Source organism: Xanthobacter sp. NM-59 (genome assembly GCF_021401125.1).
Classification (GTDB): Bacteria; Pseudomonadota; Alphaproteobacteria; order Rhizobiales; family Xanthobacteraceae; genus Xanthobacter.
The window spans coordinates 406273-428415 of sequence record NZ_JACBFQ010000001.1 but is presented as its reverse complement, the minus strand read 5'-3'; the positions used below and the strand labels follow the sequence as shown (position 1 = coordinate 428415).

The window sequence follows — 22143 nt, the reverse complement described above, 5'->3', positions numbered from 1 at the left end:
CCGCGCATTCGATTTCGCGCCCGACCCGATGCCGGAGCGGCTGCATTATGTGGGCCCCATCCTGGCCGACCCAACCTGGGCGGAGCCCTTCATTTCGCCCTTCCCGGCGGAAGATGAGCGCCCGCTCGTGCTGGTGGCCTTCAGCACCACGTTCCAGAATCACCCGCTGCCGTGCAGCGGGTGATGGAGGCGCTGGGCCGCCTGCCGGTGCGCGCCATCGTGACCCTCGGCGGCTCGCTGGTCCGCTCGGACTTCGCAAGCCTGCCCAGCAACATCGCCATTCTCGATAGCGCGCCCCACGCCCAGGTGATGGCCGAGGCGGCGGTGGTGGTGACCCACGGCGGCCACGGCACGGTGATGAAGGCTCTGGCTGCCGGACGCCCGCTGCTGGTGATGCCCCATGGCCGCGACCAGGCGGACAATGCCGCCCGCATCGCCTGCCACGGCGCGGGCCTGACGCTGCCCCCCTCCGTCCCCGCCGACGACATCCACGCCGCCCTGTCGCGGCTGCTCAACGAGCCGTCCTTCACCGCCACCGCCCGAGATCTCGGCGGCAAGGTGCGGGAGGAGGCGGCTCAGTCCCCCCTCGTCGGCCTTCTCGAAAGCATGGCGTCCACGCCGTCCTGCTCGGGCAAGCTCTGCGCGGCCTGATCCCCCGCCAGGCCGCAGGCAACGCTCGCCCGTCCCCTCCGACGGGCGAGCGCTTAACCTTGCGGAGATCAGGCGACCTTCGTGCGCATGGTCACCAGTTCCTCGGCCGCCGTGGGATGCACGGCGATGGTGCGGTCGAAATCCGCCTTGGTCGCGCCCATGCCGACAGCAATGCCGGCGATCTGAATCATGTCGCCCGCCCCCTCCCCGACGATGTGGCAGCCCAGCACGCGGTCATTCTCCCCGTCCACCACCAGCTTCATGAACACCCGCGTGTCACGGCCGGACATGGTCGCCTTCATGGGACGGAAGGTGGTCTTGTAGATGTCCACCGGCCGCCCGGTGGCGCGGGCGCCTTCCTCGGACAGGCCCACCGTGCCGATTTCCGGCTCGCAGAACACCGCCGTGGGCACCAGGGAGTGGTCCACGGTCCAGGGCTTGTTGCCAAACACCGTGTCAGCGAAGGCATGGCCCTCGCGGATGGCGACCGGGGTGAGGTTCACCCGGTTGGTCGCGTCACCCACCGCATAGATGGACGGCACGGAGGAGCGCGACTGCGCGTCCACCACCACGGCGCCCACCTTGTCCAGCTCCACGCCGGCCGCCTCAAGGCCCATGTTGCGGGTCGCGGGAATGCGGCCAACGGCCAGCATCACCTCGTCCGCCTCCAGGCTGGACCCGTCGGTGAAGGTCACCTTCTTGCCCCCCTCAACCGCCTCGATGGAGGCGAGGGACTGGCCGGGCATCAGCCGCAGGCCGGCGGTGGTGAACTCCGTTATCATGTGGGTGCGCACATCCTCGTCGAAGCCGCGCAGGGGCGCGTGGCCGCGATAGACGAGCGTCACCTCCGCCCCCAACGCCCGGAACAGGCAGGCGAACTCGACGCCGATATAGCCGGCCCCCTGCACCACGATGCGATTGGGGAAGCGGGGCAGGTTGAACGCCTCGTTGGAGGTGATGGCGAGCTCCGCCCCGGGAATCGCCGGGCCCAGCGCCGGCTGTCCGCCGGTGGCGACCAGGATGTAGCGGGCGCTCACCTCCTCGCCGGTGGACAGAATGCGCACCGTGTGCGGATCCACCACCACGGCGCGCGAGGCCACCAGCTCCACCCCCGCCGACTGCGCATTGCGGGTGTAGATGCCCTCGAGGCGCGAGATTTCCTTGTCCTTGTTGGCAACCAGAGTGAGCCAGTCAAACTCCACCGCCTCCACCCGCCAGCCAAAGCCCGCCATGTCTTCCAGGTCGTGAGCATAGCGGCCGGCATAGACGAACAGCTTCTTCGGCACGCAGCCGCGGATCACGCAGGTGCCCCCCACCCGGTATTCCTCCGCCATCATCACCTTGGCGCCGTGCTGGGCCGCAATGCGCGCCGCGCGCACCCCACCGGAGCCACCGCCGATGACAAACAGATCCACCTCTTTGCGAGACATCAGGCTCCACCTTTCCGGGCCGACACGGTTACGCCTAAGAAGTCTGCCACCCGCCGTGCCGTCAAGCGGGCAACCTGCCGCGACCGCGTGACACGCGGAAGACTCAAGGGCGCGCCGTTCCCCTCACGCGGGGCCCGCGCCGGGCCCCGCGTGAGGGGAACGGCGCGCCAAGAAAAAGGGGCGCTCTCCCGCGGGAGGCGCCCCTTTTGTTGGCCGGCGCGTCAATGGCGCCGATGGCTCACAGGTTGAAGCCCTTCTTCTGCATCTCGGCGCGCACGCGGTCCACGGCCTGGGCATTGAGCTGGGCGCCCCACGCCTGGATGCCCTGAACGGCCTGCTGCACGATGGCCGGGCGGTCCTCAACCAGCTTGCGGCCGGTGGGGGTGCGATAGAAGGCCAGGGCCTCCTTCAGCTCGGCCTCGCTGAAGCGAGAGGCGTAAGCGGTAGCCAGGATCTGCAGGATCTCAGGCTTGCGCTTCTCGAATTCCGGCCGCAGCGAGAGCGCCACGTCACGGAGCTGCTTGGCGAGATCAGGGTTGGTGGACAGGAAGGACAGCGCCGCCCCATCCACGATGTTGGCGATCACGCCGTCAAAGGCGCGCGCCTCGCCGTTGGCCTCCACCAGCTCCTTGGCAAGTGCGATCTGAGAGGCGGACGGCGCGGCGGCCTGGGCCAGCGCGACGCTGGAAACGGCAAGCGGGGCGGCCACGGCCGAAGCCGAAAGAGCCGCGGCCAGCAGCAGGCCGAAACGCCCGTGGGCGAGTTTGGAAGAACGCATCATCTTCTCCGGAAAGCGCGAATATTCAATCAAGCCTGGCGATCGATGACCAGAACGCCATCGGCGCCCGCGAGGACCGCCCGGCTGGCGAGGCCCAGGAACAGGCCATGCTCCACCACGCCCGGCACTTCGGAGATGGCGCGCGCGAGCGCGGCCGGGTCCGGAATGCGGCCGAGATGGGCGTCGAGCAGGACATGCCCGTGATCGGTGATGAAAGGATGACCGTCGCGATCCCGGCGCGGCCGCAGCTCACCGCTGCACCCGGCGGAGCGGATGGCCTCCTCCAGGCTGCGGGCGATGCTGGTGGCGCCGAAATCGACGATCTCGATGGGCAGCGGGAAGCGGCCCAGCACATCCACCTTCTTGGTGTGATCGGCGATCACCACCATTTCCTTGGCGGCACGCGCCACGATCTTCTCGCGCAGCAGCGCACCGCCGCCGCCCTTTACCAGCGCGAGGCCCGGGCCGACCTCATCGGCACCGTCCACGCACAGGTCCAGCTCACCCACCTCGTCCAGGGTGCCGATCGGCACGCCGAGCTCGACCGCTTGGGCTAAAGTCTGCTCGGAGGTGGGCACGCCGATCACCTTGAGCCCGGCATAGACCTTCTCCGCCAGCAGCTCGACGAAGTGCCGGGCGGTGGAACCGGTGCCGAGGCCAAGCCGCATTCCGTCCTTCACATATTCGACAGCATGGGCGGCAGCGCGGCGCTTCAAGTCTTCGGCATGGGCCATGGGCGTTTCCGTCGTGGTGCGCGCGGGTGGGGAGGGACGCCGAACCGGCGCAAGGAGAAGGCGCCCCTGTCGCTCCCGGCTCTAGCTCCGATCGCGGCAGGGAACAAGCGCCGCGACGCCTCACCGGGTCACGCGCGCGTGCAAACTCAGCGCGCCTGGGGCGTGCACATCACGGTGGGTTCCACCTTGCCGCCCTCCTTGGGCAGGTCGCGGACGTAGCAGATGCTCATTTCGCCGGTCTCATAATTCACCCGGAACACGCCCGTTTCGCCCGCATAATGGGTGGAAACGAGGCCGTAGCGCCCGGCCTTCTGGGTGCCGGCGCCCTCACCCTGGGCGAAGCAGCGCGTGACCCCGACCGAGGAACCCGCCGGCCGCTCGAACTGGCAGGCGGAGACCTCGCCGGTCTTGCGGCTCACGCCATAGACCCGGTTTGCCTCGGCCGAGGGCGGGGCGGCAAAATCGAAAGCGCCGAAGCTCTGCGCCGAGGCCGGCGCGGCCGCCAGCAGCGCTCCGCCCAGGGCCAGCAGCGCAGCAGCGCCGCCCTGGACGACCACGGCCCGCGAGGCCAGCAAGCCCGGAGATCGCATTTGCCGGTTCATCTCCACGCACACCTTCCCCATGCACACCTCCATCCGCGTCCAACCCCGCGCCCTGTGGCCGCAGGTGGATCTCCGGGCGGGACGCTGGCGCGGAAAAGCGGCAGGATTTAAGGCGGGCTGCCTATAATGGCCCGCAATCGCCAACCCAAAAGAGAGGAACGCCTTATGTCTGCCCAGACGACGAACGCTCCGCCGCGCCCGGCCGGAAGCCCTGCCCTGCCTGTCATCACCTTCGATCTCGACGGCACGCTGGTGGATACGGCCCCCGACCTCCTGAACGCCCTCGACATGATTCTCGCCACCAACGGCCTGCCCACCGTGGACCGTGCCCGCGCCCGCAACATGATCGGCGGCGGCGCGAAGCTGCTCATCCAGCGCGCCCTCACCGCCTCCGGCGTGCCGTTCTCGGAAGCCGACCTCGCGGACCTGAACCAGCGATTCGTGGCCCATTACGCGGCCCACATCGCCGAGGAATCACGCCCTTTCCCGGGCCTGCTGCCGGCCCTCGACCAATTGGCGAAGAACGGGGCACAGCTCTGCGTGTGCACCAACAAGCTTGAGTCCCTGGCGCGCAGCCTGCTGGACTCCCTCGACCTGACGGATCGCTTCGCCGTGGTCACCGGCGGCGACACCTATGCCAAGCCGAAGCCGGACCCGCTGCCGCTCTCCTCCACCATCACCGCCGCCGGCGGCGCCCTCGGCAGCGCCATCATGGTGGGCGACAGCATTACCGATGTGCGCGCCGCCCGCGCCACCGGCGTGCCGGTGATCGCGGTGTCGTTCGGCTACACGGAGACGCCGCCGGCGGAACTGGGCGCGGACGCGCTGATTCACCATTACGATGAGCTCACCCGCGCCATTTCCGCCTTGCTGCCGCACCTTCCCGCCTGAGCGCCGCCCACGGCCTCTGCCGTCGAACCCTTCGGCCACAAGGGTTTGATGGCCTCAGGCTGGGGCCCGCCGCGGCGCGACCGCCCGACACTTGTGGATAGGCCGGCGCATTCCGTCGCGACGCGACCGCTCCCCTTGACACCAGCCCCCCCTCGCCCTAACAAGCGCTCCTCCACGATTGGAATGGGCGATTAGCTCAGCGGGAGAGCACTCCCTTCACACGGGAGGGGTCGCAGGTTCAATCCCTGCATCGCCCACCATTCCTTTCAAAGGCGATGGCTTTCCGCAAGGCCATGGCTGCCCCGGGGACGGGGTGCGAGGCTGGTTCAGCTTCGCGACGGGTACGGGCGATTAGCTCAGCGGGAGAGCACTCCCTTCACACGGGAGGGGTCGCAGGTTCAATCCCTGCATCGCCCACCATCCTTTGCCATTCATCCCCCACAAAGATCACTCAGATTACCATCCACGGGCGTCGTTGCGCACTGTGGCGCGCGAACGACCATGCCTTGGCGCTGCCGGCCCACGAGCCGGAAACAAAGGGACATCTTCAGGCAAACAAACGACATTGCCCGGTCTCACCGTCGACACCAGCGCCCGCGACCATGAGGCCGATCGATTTTCAAACAGTCAAAGGTTCATCAACGATGCAGATGCCCTCGTGCAGTGCTCTCGCCCCCCGCGCCCTCCGGCCCTCGCCACGGCACTGGAAGCTGATCGCGGCGGCTGTTGCGCTGGTGGCAGCCGGCTATGCGGCGATGCATGTTCCCCTTGTCGCGCGCATCCAGATTCAACACGAGCTGAAGTCGTTCGGCACCCGGGCTCCGGTGATGATGCTGGGCGACAGTATCGCCTATGCGAGCAGCCCACAGACCCTGTGCGGTGAAGAAGTGTTCAACGCGGCCGTGCCCGGCGCCGGTGTGGCGGACCTTTTGGGCCAGGGCGTCAGGCTCGCGGACCGGGTCCAGCCGCGGCGGGTGGTGGTGGCCATTGGCGTGAATGATGCCGCCCGCAGCCGTGTGGACCTGCAGAAGTGGGCCGCCGAGTATCGGCAGCTCGTCATGTCCCTGTCCTCGGAGGACCTCACGCTGGTCGAAGTGAATCCGCTGGATTCCAGCTTCCCGGCGATGACACGCCTCTTCGACACCGACTTCATCGCCCAGCAGAATGCGATCATCCGCACCCTGGCGGCCGAGACCGGTGCCCATCTGGTGCGCGCGCCGCTGACGTCGGAAACGGCGGACGGGCTCCACCCCAATGCCGGCGGCACCGTTCTGTGGCGCGCCCGCCTCTCCCAGTCCGCCTGCGCCCGCTGAGCCCAGCCTGGGCGCTTGCCTAGGCTCAAGCGGTCCGCAGCCCGCCCGCTCTGCTACTGCCCCCCGCCGAAGGTCGCGAAGCGGTAATTGACCGTCATCGCGACCATGTCGAGCCTGAGGCTGGCGGGCGCGAGATCGACCCCCGCCAGCGGCCACGGCTGGGCGGAGGAGAAGGCCGAAGAGCCGCCGAAGTCGAAGTGCTTGTACTCAAGCCCCACCGACAGGTTCGGCAGCAGCGCATAGTCCACGCCGCCACCCAGCGTCCAGCCGGTATTGGTGCTGTCGTTGATTCGCACCGAACCGGTGAAATTGAACAGGTTGGCCTGGTCCGACTGCCGGTCCCACGCGAAACCGCCTCGGGCATAGAGCAGGGTCCGGTCAAAGGCGTAGCCCACGCGGCCCGTGACCGTGCCCAGCGCATTCACCCGGCTGCCGCAATTGATTCCGCTCTCCGCGCCCAGCGGCGCGGTGGAGAAGCAGGTGTCGGTGCCGACCACATTGGCCCAGCCCGCCGTCGCCTCCGCGCCCAGCACGAGCGCACCCCACTGATAATCGCCGCCGACCTGCACCCCGGCCATGGCCCCGCCGAGATCCACCGCATCGCCGGTCACCGGCGTGGCGAAGGGCGAGTCATAGGTGGAGTGGGCCTTTCCGCCGCCCAGCGCACCGCCGACATAAAGCCCGGTCCAGTTCGCGGGCGCCGCCTCCGCCTTCACCGGCATGCCGGTCGCGTCCGCCGGCGGCAGATCACCGAAGCGGTAGGAGGCCTGGAGGAAGGCGCCATAGCGCTCCGCATAGAAGGCCATCGGCGAGCGCTGCGCCGAATAGGGGAACACGGTGGACGCCTCGTTGGTCGCGAAATACCAGTAGCGCCCGCCGAGCCCCATGTTGAGGCGGTCGGTCACCGCATAGCTCAGCACCGCTTCCAGCTGCGCGCCCCAGCCATGGCCGGTTTCCGCCTGCGGGTTGATGTCCGCGCGGAACCAGTGGTTGTCGGCGCTGCTGCGGGTGGCGTAGGGCAGATAGGCGGCATCCACCTCAAGCCGCAGCCGGTCAGAGAGCTGCATGCGGCTGTTGAGGCCCAGGGCCACGCCCTGCCAGGTCTCGGTCTCGCTGAGGCCGATGGAGGACAGGAGAGCCGGATAGGCCTGCTGGCTGGCGACATCGCAGGTGGTGTCGCTGGCGATCTGGCGGCAGCCGAAGCCGTTCACGTTCTGGTAGAGCGCCCGATAGCCCACGAAGGCGCCGAGGCTGCTCTCCCCCTGCCTCACCAGCTCCATGCCCAGATCGAGCGCGCCATAGGCCAGCTGCCCGTCCTTCAGATCGGAAATGGTGTTGGAATAGGCGATGTCCGCCGGGAAGTCCTCGTCATACAGGCTGCCGCCGGAAAGGGTGCCGAGGCCGGCAAAGCCCTTCAGGAACAACCCGTCACGGTTCTCGAAGCGGAAAAAGGTCTCCAGCGACTGGCCGGTGGTGTTGCCATAGATGAGGCGCGAGTTGAGCCGATCGGGAAGGACCGGATGCATCAGGTCCTTCTGCATGCGGCCGGTGCTGACGAAATAGCGCCCGCCCACCTCAGCGCTCCAGCCCGAGGGCAGCTCCGGCGCCTTGAAGAGGCCGGAGGCCGGCGCATCTGTGCCGGAGGCGAAGCGATAGTTGAGGCCCATGCGCACCGCGTCCAGCCGCTCCTTGAAGCTGGCGGTGGCGCTGCGCCCGGCGCCGGCATAGGCCAGCGACTGGGTGCCGAAGTCGTAATAGTCATATTCCAGGAAGGCCGAGAAGTTCTGCGTGAGCGCGTATTCGACCCCACTGCCGATCATCCAGCCCCAACGGGTGCCGCTGTTGGTGAAATGCTGGGTCTCCGAGGTGGGGAACAGGGAGCTGGAGCCCGTGGCCCAGGCCGCGCCGGCCTTGCCATAGAACATCAGGTCGCCCCAGCTCTGGCCCAGCCGGGCCGAGATGGCGCCAAGGGAGTCCACCGAGTTGTGGCAGGCGAAGCTCGCGGGGGTGCCCGCATTTCCGGACACGCACTTGGCGTAGCTGCTGATATTGGCGGCGCTGGCCGAAACCTCGGCGCCCACCACCCAGGCCCCCATTTGATAATTGTAGCCCACCTGCCCGCCGCCGAGCAGGCCCATGGCGGTGCCCTCGCCGGGGAAGGAACCACCCGTAGCGGCCGCGGCGAGGAAGCCGGTGCCGGAGGTCCATTCATCCCGCCCCCAGGCGCCGCCCGCGTTCAGGCCCAGATAGAGTCCGGTCCAGTCGCGCCCCGGCACAGGCAGGCCGGCACCCGTTCCCGGCAGCGGCGCCGCCGCGGGCCGCCAGTTGAGGCCGAGCTTCACCATCTGCGCCGATTGCGACACGTTCGCGGACGCGGCCCCAAAGCCGCTGTTCAGGCCCATGGTGGATGAGCCGAAGTCGAGATAGGCGTATTCCGCCTTCGCGGAGAGCTGCGGGGTCAGGCCCATTTCCACGCCCGCGCCGACCGTCCAGCCCGTCTCGAAGCTGGAACCGGAATAGCGGCCGGCATAGGTGAAGCCCGTGGTGTTCACGCTCGTATTGGTGAAGGCGGCGCCGGCCTTGCCGTACACCAGCACATTGTCGAAGGCGTAGCCCAGGCGGGCGGCAAGGGTGGCGAGATAATCGGTCTGCGCCGAGCACACCGAGGCCCAGTCCCCCAGGCAGCGCGTGCGGGACATCTGGAAACCGGAACCCAGTTCCCCTTCCACGCCAAGGACATAGCTGCCGATCTGATAATTGTAGCCGACCTGGCTGCCGATCATGGCGGCGGAGGCCGAGCCGGAATTCGTGCCGGGCGGCACGGCGGTCGGCGCCAGCACGCCGGTGCCCGCGCCCCAGCTGGTGTCCACCAGCCCCGATCCCACATAGGTGCCGAGATAGAAGCCGGTCCAGGAAGCGGTGACGGTGCCGGCGGCGTTGCCACTTTCGCCCACCGTGGATGCCGGCGGCAGATCGGCCGCAAGAGCGAGCGGCGCAGCCAACATCGCCAGAGTGGAAACCGAAGCCAGCATCACGCCACGCAGCACCGACACACCCATGCCCCCGCCCCTATCCTTCGCCCTGACACGTCCGCAGATGTGAATCGCGAAAATGGTGTGCCATCTCCGCCGGGGTGCGGGCAAACGGGACGGAGCCCCGGCAGCCGGAATCGCCCGAATTGCCGGGAGCGTTACCGCGATGCCACAGGGATCGAGGGCCCCCGGCGCGCCGCCGCCTTGGACACCCCCACCCACAGCGGGCGGCGAAACAATTCGTCACCGGCAGATCATCCACGCGATACGGGACGCCGGGACAGTCGCGCCCGGCTGCCGTCGGAACGAAGGCGGCCGGCGCCCGGGCGCCACCTTCCCCACCGCGAGCGGATCTTCGGCATGATCGCGAGAACAGGTCTCATCCTCTGCACCGCCCTTGCCGGATGCGCCAACTCGCCGGAGCCCACGAAATATCAGCTTCTGTCGTCCTCCGCCCAGCTGTCGCCGACCGGCCATGGCGCCAGCCGCCGCGTGCCCTATGCCTATGAGGCGCAGAATGCCGACCTGCGCGCCTATCGCGCCGTGCGGCTGGAGCCGATCGCCGTCTATGCGGGCGCAGATCACCAGTTCGGCACCTTGACGGCGAGCGAACGGGGCCAGCTTGCCACGGCTGCGGAAGCGGCCTTCCGCGCCGCGCTCGCCGCCAGGGGCCTGCTGGCGCCCCAGGGGAGCGCCCATGTGGCTGATCTCAAGATCACGCTCACGGGTGCGCAGGCGAGCATTCCCGTGCTCGCTACCGCGACCCGCCTCACCCCCGCCGGGCTGGCGGCCAGCGGGCTGGCAGCGGCGACGGGAAGCGAGGGGCGCTTCAGCGGGGTGGTGATGTACGCAGTGGAGCTGCGCGACAGCCGTACGGGCGGGCTCCTGTGGGCCTACGTCACCAAGCAGTACCCGAACGCGCTGGACATCGGCGCCACCCTCGGCCCCCTCGATGCCGCGCGCCAGGGCCTGAAGACAGGAGCGGAAGAGCTGGCGGCAGCGCTCGCGAGGCGCATGGGCCGGCCATGATCGCGAACCACCCCGGCGCGCCCCCACCAGAGGCCAGACGATTGAAAACGTTACCGTTCGATACGGCCCGGACCGACAACAGCCAATCGCCCGCCGCACCATGAATGACGAGATCGCCCAGCGCACAGGAGAGTGGGAGTGACGTCAGCCCTTGCGCAAACGCTGCCTCAGGCACCGGTGGACAGTCCGGCGGGGTTGGAACCGGACCACGCCGGACCAGCCGTGCCCGGCGCGCGCAGCGAGCAGCCGGGGGCGCCGGTTCGCCTGCTGCCCCGCCCGCCTTCTCGGCCGCGCCGAGGCGGGCGGCGTTTCCTGATCACCACCGCGTTCGTTCTCGCCGCCGCCGGCGCATGGCTGGGGTGGCGCTATGGCGTGCCGCGCGCGGTATCGATTATGGTGGCGGAACCTGTCTCTCTTCAGCGCGAATTACGGGCGCCCGGCACCGTGGACGCCCTCGACCGCGCAAGCGTCAGCGCCAGCATCCAGGGGGTCGTGGCCGCTCTCCATGTGGATGTGGGAGATCGGGTGCGCGCCGGGGACCCGGTGGCGGAGCTGGTGGCCGACGACCTCAAGGCGCAGCTCGAAGCCGCCCAAGCCGCCCACAGCGCCACCCGCACCGCCGTCATTCTCGCCGAGGCCGAACGGCGGCGCGCCGAGGCCACCCGGGCCAATGCCCGCTCCACTCTCGATCGTCAGGAAGAGCTGATCCGCAGCGGTGCCACCAGCCGCTCGGCGCTGGAAAATGCGCAGACAGCCCTTGAACAGAGCCTGGCGGATCTCGCCCGCGCGGACGCCGCCGTGAACCAGGCGAAGGCGACCCAGGCCGCCCAGGCCGCCACCGTCGCGGCAACCCGCGCCCAGCTCGACAAATCCACCATCCGTGCGCCCATCGGTGGGGTGGTGGTGGCGCGCAAGCTGAACACCGGCGATCTGGTGGTGCCTGGAAGCGCCATCGTGGAGTTGGTGAACCCGGCCAGCATCGTGCTTTCCGCGCGGTTTGACGAAAGCGTCATCGCCGCCATCGCCCTCGGCCAGCACGCCACCCTCACTTTCGGCGCTGGCGCGGACGCTCCCATTTCCGGCACGGTGCGGCGCCTCGGGCGGGAGGTGGATACGGAGACGCGGGAATTCACCGCGGATGTCGCGCCCGGGCGCCTGCCCCACAACTGGGCCATGGGCCAGCGCGGGACAGCCCGCCTCTCGGTCGAAACCCGCGCCAAGGTGCTCGCGGTGCCGCCCACGGCGCTGGCGCAGCGCCCGCAGGGCATGGGGCTTTATGTGGAGAGCAACGGGCGCGCGGCGTGGCAGCGCGTGTCGCTCGGTGCCAGCGGCGGCGGCCAGGTGGAGGTGCGCGCCGGGCTCCGCGCCGGGGATCGCGTCCTGATGGATCCCGCCTCCGCCTATCCCGGCATGCGGGTCACACAGCTGCGGGCCGCGCCGTGAACCTCGCCTTCAAGGATATCCGCTTCAACCTGCTGCGCTTTCTGCTCACGGCGGTGGGCGTGGGCTTTCTGATGATGTCCTCCATGGGCATGGTCGGGCTCTATCGCGGCATCGTGGCCGACGCGCTGCTCGTCATCGAGCGCATCGGCGCGGATCTCTGGATCGTGCAAGGCGGGCGCCAGGGTCCGTTCTCGGAGGGCTCGGCGGTGTCCTCCACCATGGACCGGCGGGCGGAGGGGCTTGCCGGGGTGGCCGGCACCCGCCGTTTCGTGCAGTTCAGCCAGCAATTCACGGCCCATGGCCGGCAGATGCGGGCGGCCATCACCGGCCTCGACTTTCCCAAGGATGACGGCCGCTGGATCCCGCTGATCCGCGGCGGCCCCATCGCCAATGGGCATTATGAGGCGGTGGCGGATGCCGGCATCGGTCTCGACATTGGCGATCGCATCCATCTCGGCCAGGATGACTACACCATTGTCGGGCTCACACGCGGCATGGTGGATGCCTCCGGGGACGGTTTGCTGTTCGTCACCATCAACGATGCGGTGGCCATCGCCCAGCGCCGCACCAGCGAGGAAGTGCTGCTGGCCCGGCGGGGCGCCGCGCCCGCCTCCGCCAACCGCAGTTCCGTGCCCCAGGACAGCAAGATTTCAGCCGTCCTGGTGTCGCTGGCGCCCGCCGCCGACATGGAAGCGGTGCGCCGGAACGTGCTCGCCTGGGGCGACGCCAACGTGCTCAGCAAGGCCGAGCAGCGCAGCCTGCTGCTGGACCAGCGGCTGTGGCGGCTGAGGCTCCAGATCCTCGCCTTCACCAGCGTGCTGCTGGTGGTCACGGGCATCGTGGTCTCGCTCATCATCTACATGCTCACCATGGAGAAGCTGCACCAGATCGCCATGCTGAAGCTGATCGGCGCCGACAACAGCGTGATCGTGGGCATGATCGCGCAGCAGGCCTTCCTCATCGGCGCCGCCGGCCTGCTTTCCGGGCTGGCGCTCTCCCAGGCGGTGTTTCCGTTCTTTCCGCGCCGGGTGCTCATCGAGGCGCCGGACGTGGCGGCGCTGGCGGCGGCGGTGGCGGTCATCTGCGGCTTCGCCAGCCTGCTCGGCATCTCCCGCGCGCTGAAGGTGCGGGCACAGGACGTGCTGTCATGACGCCGCCCCCTGTACTCAGCCTGAGGGGCGTGGAACGCGTGTACCGCAGCGGCGACACCGAGGTGCGCGCCCTCAACGGGGTCTCCGTCGACATCCGGCGGGGCGAGGTGGTGGGCATCCTGGGGCCGAGCGGATCGGGCAAGAGCACGCTGCTGCTCATCGCCGGCCTGCTGGAGCCGCCCAGCGCCGGGGAAGTGATGATCGACGGCCGTCTCGTCTCCCGGCCCGGCGCGCAGCTCGATCAGCTGCGGCGCTTCCGCCGCCGGCACATCGGCTTCATCTTCCAGAAGGCCAATCTCATCCCCTTCCTCACGGCCGTGGAGAATGTGGCGCTGGCGCTCGAGATCGACGATGTGCCCGCCCGCGAGGCCCGGCGCTACGCGGCGCACCTGCTGGCGGGGCTCGATCTGGGCCACCGGCTCCATAATCACCCCGCCCGCCTTTCGGGCGGCGAGCAGCAGCGGGTGGCGGTGGCGCGGGCGCTGGCCAACGAACCCAGCCTGATGCTCGCCGACGAACCCACCGCCGCGCTCGACAGCGTGCGCGGGCGCCAGGTTCTGGCCCTGTTCCGAGAGATCGCAGACCTCAGGCAGGCAGCGGTGGCGGTGGTGACCCATGACCAGCGCGCCCTCGACCTGTTCGACCGCACCATCGTGCTCACCGATGGACGGTTGAGCGAGGCGGCGCCGGAAAAGCCCGTCGTTACAAATTGATACAAATCGCCACGTGAACGTAAGGGGACCGAGACCTGTGCCGGGTTATCTGCTCCCGATCGTGGCGGCCTGCCGCCCGCGCCTCAAGGGAGTGGCGAAGCAATGAAGCGATTGATCCTGGCCCTGGCCGTGCTGCTCGGGCTTTCGACGGCGGCGAGTGCCGCCACGGTGGCGGTGGCGACCAGCAATGTGAACCTCCGCGCCGGCCCGTCCACCTCCTACCCGGCGGTGACGCTCGTCCCGGCCGGCGTGCAGGTGGTCACCCATGGCTGCCTGTCCGGCTACACCTGGTGCGACATCTCCATGGGCAATTATCGCGGCTGGGTGGCGGCGAACTACATCCAGGTGGTCTATCGCGGCGCGCCGGTGGTGCTCACGCCCGCCATCGCGCCAGCGGTGGGCCTGACCGTGGTCGCCTTCAACCGGGCCTATTGGGACACCTATTACAGACGCTACCCCTGGTACGGGAGCTGGAACCGGTATTATGCCGGGCCCTACCCCGCCGGCCGCGTGACCTCCACGAGCCGTTCCGTGCAGTGCGCGAACGGGGCCTGCGCGGCCACGCGTACCGCCACCGGCGTCTATGGCGGCGCGGCGGCCCAGGCCCGCACCTGCAGCGGCGGCCAGTGCACCTCCGCGCGCGCCGTCACCGGGCCTTATGGGCAATCCTCGGCCCGCGTGCGCACCTGCAGCCGCAACGACCAGTCCTGCTCCGTCAGCCGCGTCGGCCCCCGTGGCGGCACCACAAGCCGCACCTTCGAGCGCTGAAGCCCCGTGCTGCCGGCGACCGCCACGCCGCCGGCAGCCCGCCGGAAGAGTTGGGATTGGCCCGGTCCTGGTGTAGGTCTTGTCCACGTTCATCGTGGCGCAGCCGCGCGCCAAAGAGCGCGCGGCGGGAAAGGCTGGGGGATGGCGGGATTTCAGGTGACGTGGCGCGGCATGCGCTTCGATCTCGACTGGGGGCAGGTGGCGACACAAACGCGCGACGAGCTGCGCATTTCCCAGCCGGACGGTGGCGCCTGGATCGTGCGCGACGTGCCCGGGCGCGGGCTTCAGGTGGTCTACCACGCGGCCCCGCCCGATCCCCTGCTCGATCCCCCCATTCCCGAGCGCCCGCCCGCACCCTGGCAGCCCCACCGCAGCCGCCCGAAGGACGAGAACCCGGACGAAGGCCCGGACGCCGCGCAGGGCTGAAGCGCGGGCGCATCATCCCCGGGGTCAAAAAAAGGTGGCGGCGCGGCCGGAGAAGGGATCGCGTGCGCCGCCCGCCCGATGATCCGTCGCGCCTTCACCGCTGCCGCGAGGCCGAAACCCGGCGGAGCGGCGCGCCCGAAGCGCGTTTCCTGCGACAGCCACGCCGCCACCGCAGAGGGGCAGCACCCGCGGCACCGCCCCTCCAGTTCGCTCACCCTTGGCTCAGCCCACCATGCTCAGGCCGCCCGACACGGAGATCACCTGGCCCGTGACATAGGCCGCCGCGTCGGAGGCGAAGAAGGTGATGGCGCCGGGCAGGTCCTCCGGCTCGCCGATGCGGCCGAGGGGAATTGAGCGGCGGAAGGCTTCCGTGAGCTTTTCCGCGTTGCCGGCGCCCTTCTTGTAATCCTCGAAAAGGGCGGTCTGGGTGGGCCCGGGGCACACCACGTTGAAGGTGATGCCATCGCGGGCGTGCTCGCGCGCCAGGGTCTTGGAGAGCGCCACCAGCCCGGCCTTGCAGGCGGCATAGACCGCCTCGCCGCTGGAACCCACGCGGGCGGCGTCGGAAGCGATGTTCACCACCCGCCCCGCCTTGCGCACCACCATCAGCGGCAGCACCACATGATGCATGTGCAGCGCGCCCACGAGATTGATGTCGATAAGGCGCCGCCAATCCTCGGGCGTAGTCTTCAGGAACGGATTGAACACATCCCAGCCGGCATTGTTCACCAGCACATCGATGGGCCCCAGCTCCGCCTCGGCCGCGGCCACCGCCTTTTCGATGGACGGACGGTCGGTGATGTCGCAGGCATAGGCCCGGGCCGAGCCACCGCTGCCGGTGATGTCGGCCGCCGTGCGCTCGGCAGCCGCCAGGTCGCGATCGAACACTGCCACCTTCCCGCCCTGGGCCGCGAAGCGCCGCGCCGTGGCCCCGCCAATGCCGCCGCCGCCGCCGGTGATGATGATAGTCTTGCCAGAGAAGTCGTTCACGGTGAATTCTCGCCTGTTATGGGGATCCGTAGGGAATCCCGGTTGGTGAAGACCGGCACGAGATGCCGTTGATTACATCAATGTATTGATATATATGCCGGGAGGCGTTCACACTTCCAGCAGGAGATCCCTGAAGCCATGAGCCCGACCGCAGCATCGCCCGGCGGTTCCGCCCGCCGAGAGCCCTCCCCCGAGGACGAGCGGTTCGAGGTGGCGAACCGTTTGTTCTTCAGGCTCTACCAATGCTCGAACCTCCTGCATAAGAATGGCACGCGCCACATGGGCGATTTCGGTGCCACCACCCAGCAATGGGCGGTGCTGGGCGCCCTGGCGCGGCCCCTGGTGCGGGCCAAGGGCATGAGCGTGAAGGACCTCATCGAGTTCCTGCTGCTCAGCCGCCAGAACCTCACCGCCGTGCTCGACCGGCTGGAGGCCCGGGCCTGGGTGGAGCGGGTGAAGGACCCCGACGATGGCCGCGCCCGCCTCATCCGCCTCACCGAGGAAGGCAACCGCACCTGGGAGGCCATGCACGGGCCCATCGAGGCCTTCTACAACCACGCCCTCTCGCCTCTCACTGAGGCCGAGCAGGTGCTGCTGGTGCAGTTGCTCGACCGGCTGAAGGGCGGCCTCAACGTGGTGTGACCGGGCGGCGCTCCCCGTCGCCGCCGCCCGGCCCCGTCCGCCTTTGCGCCTTCAGCCCTTGGGCTTCATGGTGTGGCGGCGGAAATCGGGCTTGCGCTTCTCGCGGAAGGCGACGCCGCCTTCCTTGGATTCATCGGTATCGTAATAGAGGCTGAGCGCCGCCATCCCGAGGGACGAGATGCCCCGGATGTTCTCCGTGTCGGCATTGAAGGAGCGCTTGGCGAGGGCGATGGCGGTGGGGCTGCGCTCCAAGAGCTCGGCGCACCAGCGGTCCACCTCGGCGTCCAGCTCCTCATGGGGCACCACGGCGTTCACGAGGCCCATGGCGAGCGCCTCCGCGGCGGTGTAGCGCTTGCACAGATACCAGATCTCGCGCGCCTTCTTCTCCCCGACGATGCGGGCGAGATAGGCGGTGCCAAAGCCGGGATCCACGGAGCCCACCTTGGGGCCCACCTGGCCGAGCTGGGCCTTTTCCGAAGCGATGGTGAGATCGCAGATGGTGGCGAGCACATTGCCGCCGCCGATCGCGAAGCCGTTCACGCGGGCGATCACCGGCTTTGGCACATCGCGGATGAGGCTCTGCAGCTCGTCGATGGGCAGGCCGATGGTGCCGCGCCCGTCATACTGGCCATCATGGGCGCTCTGGTCGCCGCCGGTGCAGAAAGCCTTGTCGCCGGCGCCGGTGAGCACGATCACGCCAATGCTCCGATCCCAGCCCGCCTTCTGGAAGGCGTGGATCATCTCTTCCACCGTCTGGCCGCGGAAGGCGTTGTACTTGTCGGCGCGGTTGATGGTGATGCGGGCGACGCCAGCGGGGCGCACCTCATAGAGGATGTCTTCGTAAGTCATCGCGTTTCTCCCAAGATCAAATTCAGGCATGCGGCGCCGCCCGCGCCCGTTCAGCGCGCGGTATCGGCACCGCGGGGTGCCAACTCAGCCGGCCTTCGCCATCTCGCGCAGGCGGAATTTCTGGATTTTTCCTGACGGCGTCTGCGGCAGGGCGTCCACCACCTGCAGCCGCTCTGGGATGTATTGCATGGCCATCTTCTGCGCCTTCAGATAGGCCACCATCTCCTCGAAGGTGAGGCTCTGGCCCTGGCGCAGCATCACGAAGGCGCAGGCCCGTTCGCCCAGGCGCGTGTCCGGATAGCCGACGATGGCCACCGCCGCGATGGCGGGGTGCTTGAACAGGATGTTCTCCACCTCCACCACGGGGATGTTCTCGCCACCGCGAATGATGATGTCCTTGGAGCGGCCGGCGATGCGGATGTAGCCATCCTCATCCATGCGGGCGATGTCGCCGGTGTCGAACCAGCCGCCCTCCTCCACGTGGGCAAGGCCCGGCCGCTTGAGATAACCGATGAAATTCGAGCAGCCGCGCACCTGCAACATGCCCTCTTCGCCCGCCGGCACGCCCTTGCCTGCAAGGTCCACCACCCGCACCTCCATGCCGGGCAGCGGGCAGCCATCCGTGCCGGTCACCTTCTCTTCCGGGTCCTCGACCCGGGCGGTGGTGACGGCGCCGTTCTCGGACATGCCCCAGGCCGAGATGACGGCCGCCCCCAGCGCTTCGCGCGCCTTCGCCACCAGCGGGCGGGGAATGGGCGCGCCGGCCGAGACGAAGATCTTCAGGGTCGAGGTGTGCGTCCCGCTCGCAAGGCAGTAGTCGGCGAGATCGTTCAGGAACGGCGTGGCGCCCATGGTGAAGGTGGCGCCTTCGGCCGTGATCTGCTTCGCCATGGTCTCGGCGACGAAGATGTCCTGCAGCACCGCCGTGGCGCCCAGCATCAGCGGCAGCACCAGGCCGTACATGAAGCCGAGCTGGTGGGCCATGGGGGACGGCATGTGGATCACGTCATCCCGGCCCAGATGCAGGCGCTCGGCGAACGGCACCAGGTTGGAAAGCATGGTGTTGGAAGTGTGGGTGACTCCCTTTGGCTCACCAGTGGTGCCCGAAGTGTAGAGCAGCTCGATCACCGCATCGGGCGAAAGACGGCGTCCGGTGAGGGCCGCGCGCTCGGCATCTGTGATGTCGATGGCCAGCAGGGCGTCGAATGCCTCAGGGCCGGTGCCATCCACCACCGCCACATGGGCAAGGCGCGGCAGGCTGGGCCGAATGGCGGCCGCGAGCGCAGCATGGTCCACATTGCGGAAGCGGGCCGGCACCACGAATACCTTGGTTTCCGCAAGGCCCAGCATGAAGGTGAGCTCCCGCTCGCGGAAGATCACCATCAGCGGGTTGGAGACGGCGCCGAGCTTCAGACACGCCAGATGCAGCACCGTGAACTGCCACCAATTGGGCAGCTGAAACGATACCACATCCCCCTCTCCCACCCCATGGCGGGCGAGGCCCACCGCCAGGCGGTCGGAGAGCGTGTCGAGGGCGCCATAGGTGAGGCGCTTGGCGTCGCCCGCCTCCGCGCGGGTGGCCACCAGCGCCAGCTTGTCCGGCGCCGCCTTCACATGGCGGCGGAAATGGTCGAGCAGCGTCTCGTCACGCCACAGCCCGGCGGCGGTCATGGCGGCTCGTCGCGCCGAGGGCAGCAGGTCAAAGCTCATGATGTCGTCCTCATGGGAACGTTTCCTCCGGTGCGGCTTCTTCTTGGGGGTGGCCGCACCCGGTCAGCGGGCCGCGGACTTCAGCGCCTCGCGGGCGATGATGAGCTTCATGATCTGGGCCGTACCGTCGCCGATCTGCAGGCCGAACACGTCGCGCAGGCGCTGCTCGAAGGGCAGCTCGGTGGAATAGCCGGCATGGCCGTGCATGAGCAGGCAGGTCTGCACCACCTCAAAGGCGAGTTTCGGCGCCCACCATTTGCACATGGCGGCCTCCTTGGTGTGGGGCACGCCCGCATCCTTCGCCGCCAGGGTGCGGTAGCAGAGCAGCCGCGCCGCCTCGACCATGGTTTCAGCCTCCGCCAGCGGGAAGGTGACGCCCTGGTTCTCCGCCAGCGGCTTGCCGAAAGCCTTGCGCTCGCTCACATAAGCCCATGTTTCGGCCAGCGAGATCCGGGCTACGGCGAGGCACTGCAGGCCGATCAGCGCGCGGGAGAAGTCGAAGCCCTGCATCACCTGTACAAAGCCGGACCCCTCATCCCCCAGCCGGTGGGAGGCGGGCACACGGACCTTGTCGAAGAAGATGGAGCCACGGCCGATGGCGTGCTCGCCCAGATCATTGAAGCGGGTACGGCTGATGCCCGGCAGCGTCATGTCCACCAGGAAGGCCGAGACGCCGCGCGCGCGCTCGGCCACCGTGCCGGTGCGGGCGAACACCACTGCCCAATCCGCCTGATCGGCCATGGAGATGGACGTCTTCTCGCCGTCGAGCACGTAATCATCGCCCTCGCGCACCGCCTTCAGAGCCAGGGACGCGGCGTCGGAGCCGCCCTGCGGCTCTGTGAGGGCCAAGGCGATGAGCGCCTCGCCCGCCACTACGCGCGGCAGGATCTCGGCGGCTATGTCGGGCGCGGCATGGCGCGCCACGATGGCGCCGCACAGGGACGACAGCAGCTGGATGTAGCCGACGTTGAAATCCCCTTCCGCGATCGCCTCCAGCACCACACCGGCGGCCACATGGTCGGCACCAAGACCGCCATATTCGGCGGGAAACTCCACACCGATCAGCCCGAGTTCGCCCATCTGCCGGCGCAGCTCCAGCGGCACGCTGGCGGCCTGCTCCCGGGCCTTGTAGCCGGGCGCAAGCACCTCCGCCGCAAAGCGGCGCGTGGTCTCGCGGAAGCTTGCCTGATCAGCGGTCAGCCCGAACATCTCGGGGGAAACGGATTCCGACTGCGCCATGATCCTCCCTGCCTCTCCTCGATGCCGTCAGCCACCGGGCCGCGACATTTATATCAATTCATTGCTATAGTTGCGAAGCTATCGCCACCCAATTCAAATGTCAATACATTGCTATATGACGGTATAGCAACAACGCCAGCCGTGTGGAGAAGGCTCTTTTCTTTGCCCGCTTTATAGGGTACCCCCCTATCCCATGGCACATACTCGCGACCCCAAGCACAATGCCGCCCTACTGATGCGCGTGAAGCGCATTGCCGGGCAGATGGAAGCCATCGAACGCTCGCTCACGGCGGGCGCGGAGTGTGCGGATCTGCTGCACCAGGTGGCGGGCGTGCGCGGCGCCGTGAATGGCCTGATGGATGAGATTTTCGAGGCCCATCTGCGCGAGCACGTGGCCGGGCCCGGGCTTTCGGACGAGGAGCGCGCCCGCGGGGCGGACGAGCTCGCCACCATCCTGCGCCGTTACGCGAAATAGCCGTTCCCACGCCGCCGGGTCCCGGCAAGGAGTTGAGCATGTCCGAAGCGATCCCCACGGCCCTCGCCAGCGAAAGCGCGGCCCACACCCATGTCTTCCTGGGCGCGCACCACGAGGAGAACACCCGGCGCACCGTGTGGGTGGTCATCCTCACCGCCGTGATGATGGTGGGCGAGATCATCGCGGGCACCATCACCGGATCCATGGCCCTGCTGGCGGATGGCTTCCACATGGCGACCCACGCGGGTGCCCTGGGCGTGGCCGCCCTGGCCTACATCTATGCCCGCCGGCATGCGCACGATCCGCGCTTCTCCTTCGGCACCGGCAAGGTGGGGGACCTCGCCGGCTTCGCGTCTGCTTTGGTGCTGGGCCTGGTGGCGCTGGGCATCGCGGTCGAATCCATCGTGCGGCTTATGGAGCCGGTGGAAGTGGCGTTCGGCGAAGCGATCGTGGTCGCGGTGGTGGGCCTTGGCGTCAATCTGGTGAGCGCTCTGCTGCTGAATGGCGGCCACGGCCACCATCACGGGCATGACCACCATGGGCATGACCACCATGGGCACGATCACGCCGGTCACGGCCACGCGGCCCATGGCGGCGACAACAACATGCGATCAGCCTATTTTCACGTGCTGGCCGATGCCCTCACCTCGGTGCTGGCCATCGTGGCGCTGATGGCCGGACGCTATCTCGGCTGGGCGTGGTGCGACCCGCTCATGGGCATCGTGGGTGGCATCGTGATCGGGCGCTGGTCGTGGAGCCTCATGCGCGACACCGGCGCCGTGCTGCTGGACACCACCGACGCCCATGTGGCCGACGAGGCGCGGGAGGCGCTGGAGCGGCTCGGCAATGTGCGCATCCGCGACCTGCATGTGTGGCGCATCGGCCCCCAGGCACGGGCGGCTATTGTCAGCGTCAGCGGACAGAATCTCGATCCGCAGACGATCCGCGAGCACCTCGCCCCCGTCGACGAGATCGTGCACCTCACGATAGAGTGTCGCTGAAGACGGCACAGCGCGTGGCACAAGGGGCGACGGCTCCGCCCCTCCCACTGGGGTGTGAAGATTTTCAACTCAGTCCATAGGCTTACTTCGGCGACCTTGACGCGTTCGTTAAAACGAACGATAGTCAGGGCCAATCCAGCTGCTGAATGGACGGGCCAACCATGTCGATGTGTCGCTCATTTCTGTGAATCGGCTGCCAGCCGCAGAGTGAGGCCATATTCCTACCTCCAACGTGCGCCGGCGGATAACCCCTTCCCGTCCCGAGGCCGCGCGTCA

22 protein-coding genes and 2 tRNA genes are annotated in these 22143 nt (G+C 68.5%); 15 read left to right on the top strand and 9 right to left on the bottom strand.

Annotated elements, in window-relative coordinates; translation table 11 throughout:
- The first annotated feature begins 28 nt into the window (after window positions 1–28).
- Both L0966_RS02015 and L0966_RS02010 read left to right on the top strand, forming a co-directional pair.
- Complete coding sequence (locus L0966_RS02015; protein WP_234050179.1) at window positions 29–184, top strand: hypothetical protein; 156 nt, start codon at window positions 29–31, stop codon at window positions 182–184.
- A complete protein-coding gene (locus L0966_RS02010; protein ID WP_234050178.1) occupies window positions 172–651 on the top strand; it encodes a nucleotide disphospho-sugar-binding domain-containing protein in 480 nt (159 codons plus the stop codon). Before L0966_RS02015 ends, L0966_RS02010 begins: the two co-directional genes overlap by 13 nt.
- Window positions 652–719: 68 nt before the next feature.
- On the opposite strand, the gene gor is transcribed toward L0966_RS02010, so the two are convergent.
- From gor to L0966_RS01990, 4 genes are all read right to left on the bottom strand, one after another.
- Complete coding sequence (gene gor, locus L0966_RS02005; protein WP_234050177.1) at window positions 720–2081, bottom strand: glutathione-disulfide reductase; 1362 nt, start codon at window positions 2079–2081, stop codon at window positions 720–722.
- Between the two features lie 238 nt (window positions 2082–2319).
- Window positions 2320–2862, bottom strand: a complete 543-nt coding sequence (locus tag L0966_RS02000) for a DUF2059 domain-containing protein (protein WP_234050176.1) — start codon at window positions 2860–2862, stop codon at window positions 2320–2322.
- A 26-nt stretch (window positions 2863–2888) separates the two neighbouring features.
- Entirely contained in the window at window positions 2889–3593 is a 705-nt protein-coding gene (gene rpiA, locus L0966_RS01995) for a ribose-5-phosphate isomerase RpiA (RefSeq protein ID WP_234050175.1), read from the bottom strand.
- 146 nt (window positions 3594–3739) lie between these two features.
- Window positions 3740–4216, bottom strand: coding sequence for a hypothetical protein (locus L0966_RS01990; protein ID WP_234050174.1), 477 nt, complete (start codon window positions 4214–4216; stop codon window positions 3740–3742).
- Window positions 4217–4360: 144 nt separating this feature from the next.
- Here L0966_RS01990 and gph point away from each other — a divergent pair, with 144 nt between their 5' ends.
- The 4 genes from gph to L0966_RS01970 all read left to right on the top strand — a co-directional run bounded on the left by gph (window position 4361) and on the right by L0966_RS01970 (window position 6399).
- Window positions 4361–5086 carry a phosphoglycolate phosphatase gene (gene gph / locus L0966_RS01985; protein WP_234050173.1) on the top strand — a complete coding sequence of 242 codons (726 nt, stop codon included), beginning with the start codon at window positions 4361–4363 and terminating at the stop codon, window positions 5084–5086.
- A gap of 185 nt (window positions 5087–5271) precedes the next feature.
- Window positions 5272–5346 (top strand) — tRNA-Val (locus L0966_RS01980).
- Window positions 5347–5431: 85 nt separating this feature from the next.
- Window positions 5432–5506 (top strand) — tRNA-Val (locus L0966_RS01975).
- 224 nt (window positions 5507–5730) lie between these two features.
- Window positions 5731–6399 carry an SGNH/GDSL hydrolase family protein gene (locus L0966_RS01970; protein ID WP_234050172.1) on the top strand — a complete coding sequence of 223 codons (669 nt, stop codon included), beginning with the start codon at window positions 5731–5733 and terminating at the stop codon, window positions 6397–6399.
- Between the two features lie 53 nt (window positions 6400–6452).
- Here the strand turns inward: L0966_RS01970 and L0966_RS01965 are convergent, their stop codons facing one another.
- The gene (locus L0966_RS01965) at window positions 6453–9458 is read right to left on the bottom strand and encodes an outer membrane protein (RefSeq protein WP_234050171.1); all 3006 of its coding nucleotides are present in this window, start codon (window positions 9456–9458) and stop codon (window positions 6453–6455) included.
- Between the two features lie 333 nt (window positions 9459–9791).
- On the opposite strand from L0966_RS01965, the gene L0966_RS01960 reads away from it, so the two are divergent.
- The 6 genes from L0966_RS01960 (at window position 9792) to L0966_RS01935 (ending at window position 14961) form a co-directional block, all read left to right on the top strand.
- Window positions 9792–10460 carry a DUF3313 domain-containing protein gene (locus tag L0966_RS01960; protein WP_234050170.1) on the top strand — a complete coding sequence of 223 codons (669 nt, stop codon included), beginning with the start codon at window positions 9792–9794 and terminating at the stop codon, window positions 10458–10460.
- A 138-nt stretch (window positions 10461–10598) separates the two neighbouring features.
- On the top strand, window positions 10599–11903 hold the full coding sequence (locus tag L0966_RS01955) for an efflux RND transporter periplasmic adaptor subunit (protein WP_234050169.1): 1305 nt from the start codon (window positions 10599–10601) through the stop codon (window positions 11901–11903).
- Window positions 11900–13054, top strand: coding sequence for an ABC transporter permease (locus L0966_RS01950; protein ID WP_234050168.1), 1155 nt, complete (start codon window positions 11900–11902; stop codon window positions 13052–13054). The genes L0966_RS01955 and L0966_RS01950 overlap by 4 nt, the downstream gene beginning before the upstream one ends.
- Entirely contained in the window at window positions 13051–13767 is a 717-nt protein-coding gene (locus L0966_RS01945) for an ABC transporter ATP-binding protein (protein WP_234050167.1), read from the top strand. The genes L0966_RS01950 and L0966_RS01945 overlap by 4 nt, the downstream gene beginning before the upstream one ends.
- A 102-nt stretch (window positions 13768–13869) precedes the next feature.
- Window positions 13870–14535, top strand: a complete 666-nt coding sequence (locus L0966_RS01940) for an SH3 domain-containing protein (RefSeq protein ID WP_234050166.1) — start codon at window positions 13870–13872, stop codon at window positions 14533–14535.
- A 141-nt stretch (window positions 14536–14676) separates the two neighbouring features.
- A complete protein-coding gene (locus L0966_RS01935; protein ID WP_234050165.1) occupies window positions 14677–14961 on the top strand; it encodes a hypothetical protein in 285 nt (94 codons plus the stop codon).
- Window positions 14962–15183: 222 nt separating this feature from the next.
- On the opposite strand, the gene L0966_RS01930 is transcribed toward L0966_RS01935, so the two are convergent.
- Window positions 15184–15951, bottom strand: a complete 768-nt coding sequence (locus L0966_RS01930) for a glucose 1-dehydrogenase (protein ID WP_234050164.1) — start codon at window positions 15949–15951, stop codon at window positions 15184–15186.
- A 138-nt stretch (window positions 15952–16089) separates the two neighbouring features.
- Here L0966_RS01930 and L0966_RS01925 point away from each other — a divergent pair, with 138 nt between their 5' ends.
- Complete coding sequence (locus L0966_RS01925) at window positions 16090–16593, top strand: MarR family winged helix-turn-helix transcriptional regulator (protein WP_234050163.1); 504 nt, start codon at window positions 16090–16092, stop codon at window positions 16591–16593.
- Between the two features lie 51 nt (window positions 16594–16644).
- On the opposite strand, the gene badI is transcribed toward L0966_RS01925, so the two are convergent.
- The 3 genes from badI to aliB all read right to left on the bottom strand — a co-directional run bounded on the left by badI (window position 16645) and on the right by aliB (window position 20391).
- Window positions 16645–17442, bottom strand: coding sequence for a 2-ketocyclohexanecarboxyl-CoA hydrolase (badI, locus tag L0966_RS01920; protein ID WP_234050162.1), 798 nt, complete (start codon window positions 17440–17442; stop codon window positions 16645–16647).
- Between the two features lie 84 nt (window positions 17443–17526).
- Window positions 17527–19152: a cyclohexanecarboxylate-CoA ligase gene (gene aliA / locus L0966_RS01915; protein WP_234050161.1), complete on the bottom strand. Its 1626-nt coding sequence runs from the start codon at window positions 19150–19152 to the stop codon at window positions 17527–17529.
- Window positions 19153–19215: 63 nt separating this feature from the next.
- A complete protein-coding gene (aliB, locus tag L0966_RS01910; protein WP_234050160.1) occupies window positions 19216–20391 on the bottom strand; it encodes a cyclohexanecarboxyl-CoA dehydrogenase in 1176 nt (391 codons plus the stop codon).
- Between the two features lie 193 nt (window positions 20392–20584).
- On the opposite strand from aliB, the gene L0966_RS01905 reads away from it, so the two are divergent.
- Together L0966_RS01905 and dmeF are read left to right on the top strand one after the other, a co-directional pair.
- Window positions 20585–20866 carry a metal/formaldehyde-sensitive transcriptional repressor gene (locus L0966_RS01905; protein ID WP_234050159.1) on the top strand — a complete coding sequence of 94 codons (282 nt, stop codon included), beginning with the start codon at window positions 20585–20587 and terminating at the stop codon, window positions 20864–20866.
- Between the two features lie 38 nt (window positions 20867–20904).
- Window positions 20905–21867 (top strand): CDF family Co(II)/Ni(II) efflux transporter DmeF, encoded by a 963-nt coding sequence (dmeF, locus tag L0966_RS01900; protein WP_234050158.1) that lies wholly within the window; start codon window positions 20905–20907, stop codon window positions 21865–21867.
- The last annotated feature ends 276 nt before the right edge of the window (window positions 21868–22143 follow it).

What these genes read in the sequence shown, in the direction of transcription:
- L0966_RS02015 (WP_234050179.1), top strand. Translation starts at nt 29, where the DNA reads ATGCCGGAGCGGCTGCATTATGTGGGCCCCATCCTGGCCGACCCAACC.
- gor (WP_234050177.1), bottom strand. Translation starts at nt 2,081, where the DNA reads ATGTCTCGCAAAGAGGTGGATCTGTTTGTCATCGGCGGTGGCTCCGGT.
- L0966_RS02000 (WP_234050176.1), bottom strand. Translation starts at nt 2,862, where the DNA reads ATGATGCGTTCTTCCAAACTCGCCCACGGGCGTTTCGGCCTGCTGCTG.
- rpiA (WP_234050175.1), bottom strand. Translation starts at nt 3,593, where the DNA reads ATGGCCCATGCCGAAGACTTGAAGCGCCGCGCTGCCGCCCATGCTGTC.
- L0966_RS01990 (WP_234050174.1), bottom strand. Translation starts at nt 4,216, where the DNA reads ATGGGGAAGGTGTGCGTGGAGATGAACCGGCAAATGCGATCTCCGGGC.
- gph (WP_234050173.1), top strand. Translation starts at nt 4,361, where the DNA reads ATGTCTGCCCAGACGACGAACGCTCCGCCGCGCCCGGCCGGAAGCCCT.
- L0966_RS01970 (WP_234050172.1), top strand. Translation starts at nt 5,731, where the DNA reads ATGCAGATGCCCTCGTGCAGTGCTCTCGCCCCCCGCGCCCTCCGGCCC.
- L0966_RS01965 (WP_234050171.1), bottom strand. Translation starts at nt 9,458, where the DNA reads ATGGGTGTGTCGGTGCTGCGTGGCGTGATGCTGGCTTCGGTTTCCACT.
- L0966_RS01960 (WP_234050170.1), top strand. Translation starts at nt 9,792, where the DNA reads ATGATCGCGAGAACAGGTCTCATCCTCTGCACCGCCCTTGCCGGATGC.
- L0966_RS01945 (WP_234050167.1), top strand. Translation starts at nt 13,051, where the DNA reads ATGACGCCGCCCCCTGTACTCAGCCTGAGGGGCGTGGAACGCGTGTAC.
- L0966_RS01940 (WP_234050166.1), top strand. Translation starts at nt 13,870, where the DNA reads ATGAAGCGATTGATCCTGGCCCTGGCCGTGCTGCTCGGGCTTTCGACG.
- L0966_RS01935 (WP_234050165.1), top strand. Translation starts at nt 14,677, where the DNA reads ATGGCGGGATTTCAGGTGACGTGGCGCGGCATGCGCTTCGATCTCGAC.
- L0966_RS01925 (WP_234050163.1), top strand. Translation starts at nt 16,090, where the DNA reads ATGAGCCCGACCGCAGCATCGCCCGGCGGTTCCGCCCGCCGAGAGCCC.
- badI (WP_234050162.1), bottom strand. Translation starts at nt 17,442, where the DNA reads ATGACTTACGAAGACATCCTCTATGAGGTGCGCCCCGCTGGCGTCGCC.
- aliA (WP_234050161.1), bottom strand. Translation starts at nt 19,152, where the DNA reads ATGAGCTTTGACCTGCTGCCCTCGGCGCGACGAGCCGCCATGACCGCC.
- aliB (WP_234050160.1), bottom strand. Translation starts at nt 20,391, where the DNA reads ATGGCGCAGTCGGAATCCGTTTCCCCCGAGATGTTCGGGCTGACCGCT.
- L0966_RS01905 (WP_234050159.1), top strand. Translation starts at nt 20,585, where the DNA reads ATGGCACATACTCGCGACCCCAAGCACAATGCCGCCCTACTGATGCGC.
- dmeF (WP_234050158.1), top strand. Translation starts at nt 20,905, where the DNA reads ATGTCCGAAGCGATCCCCACGGCCCTCGCCAGCGAAAGCGCGGCCCAC.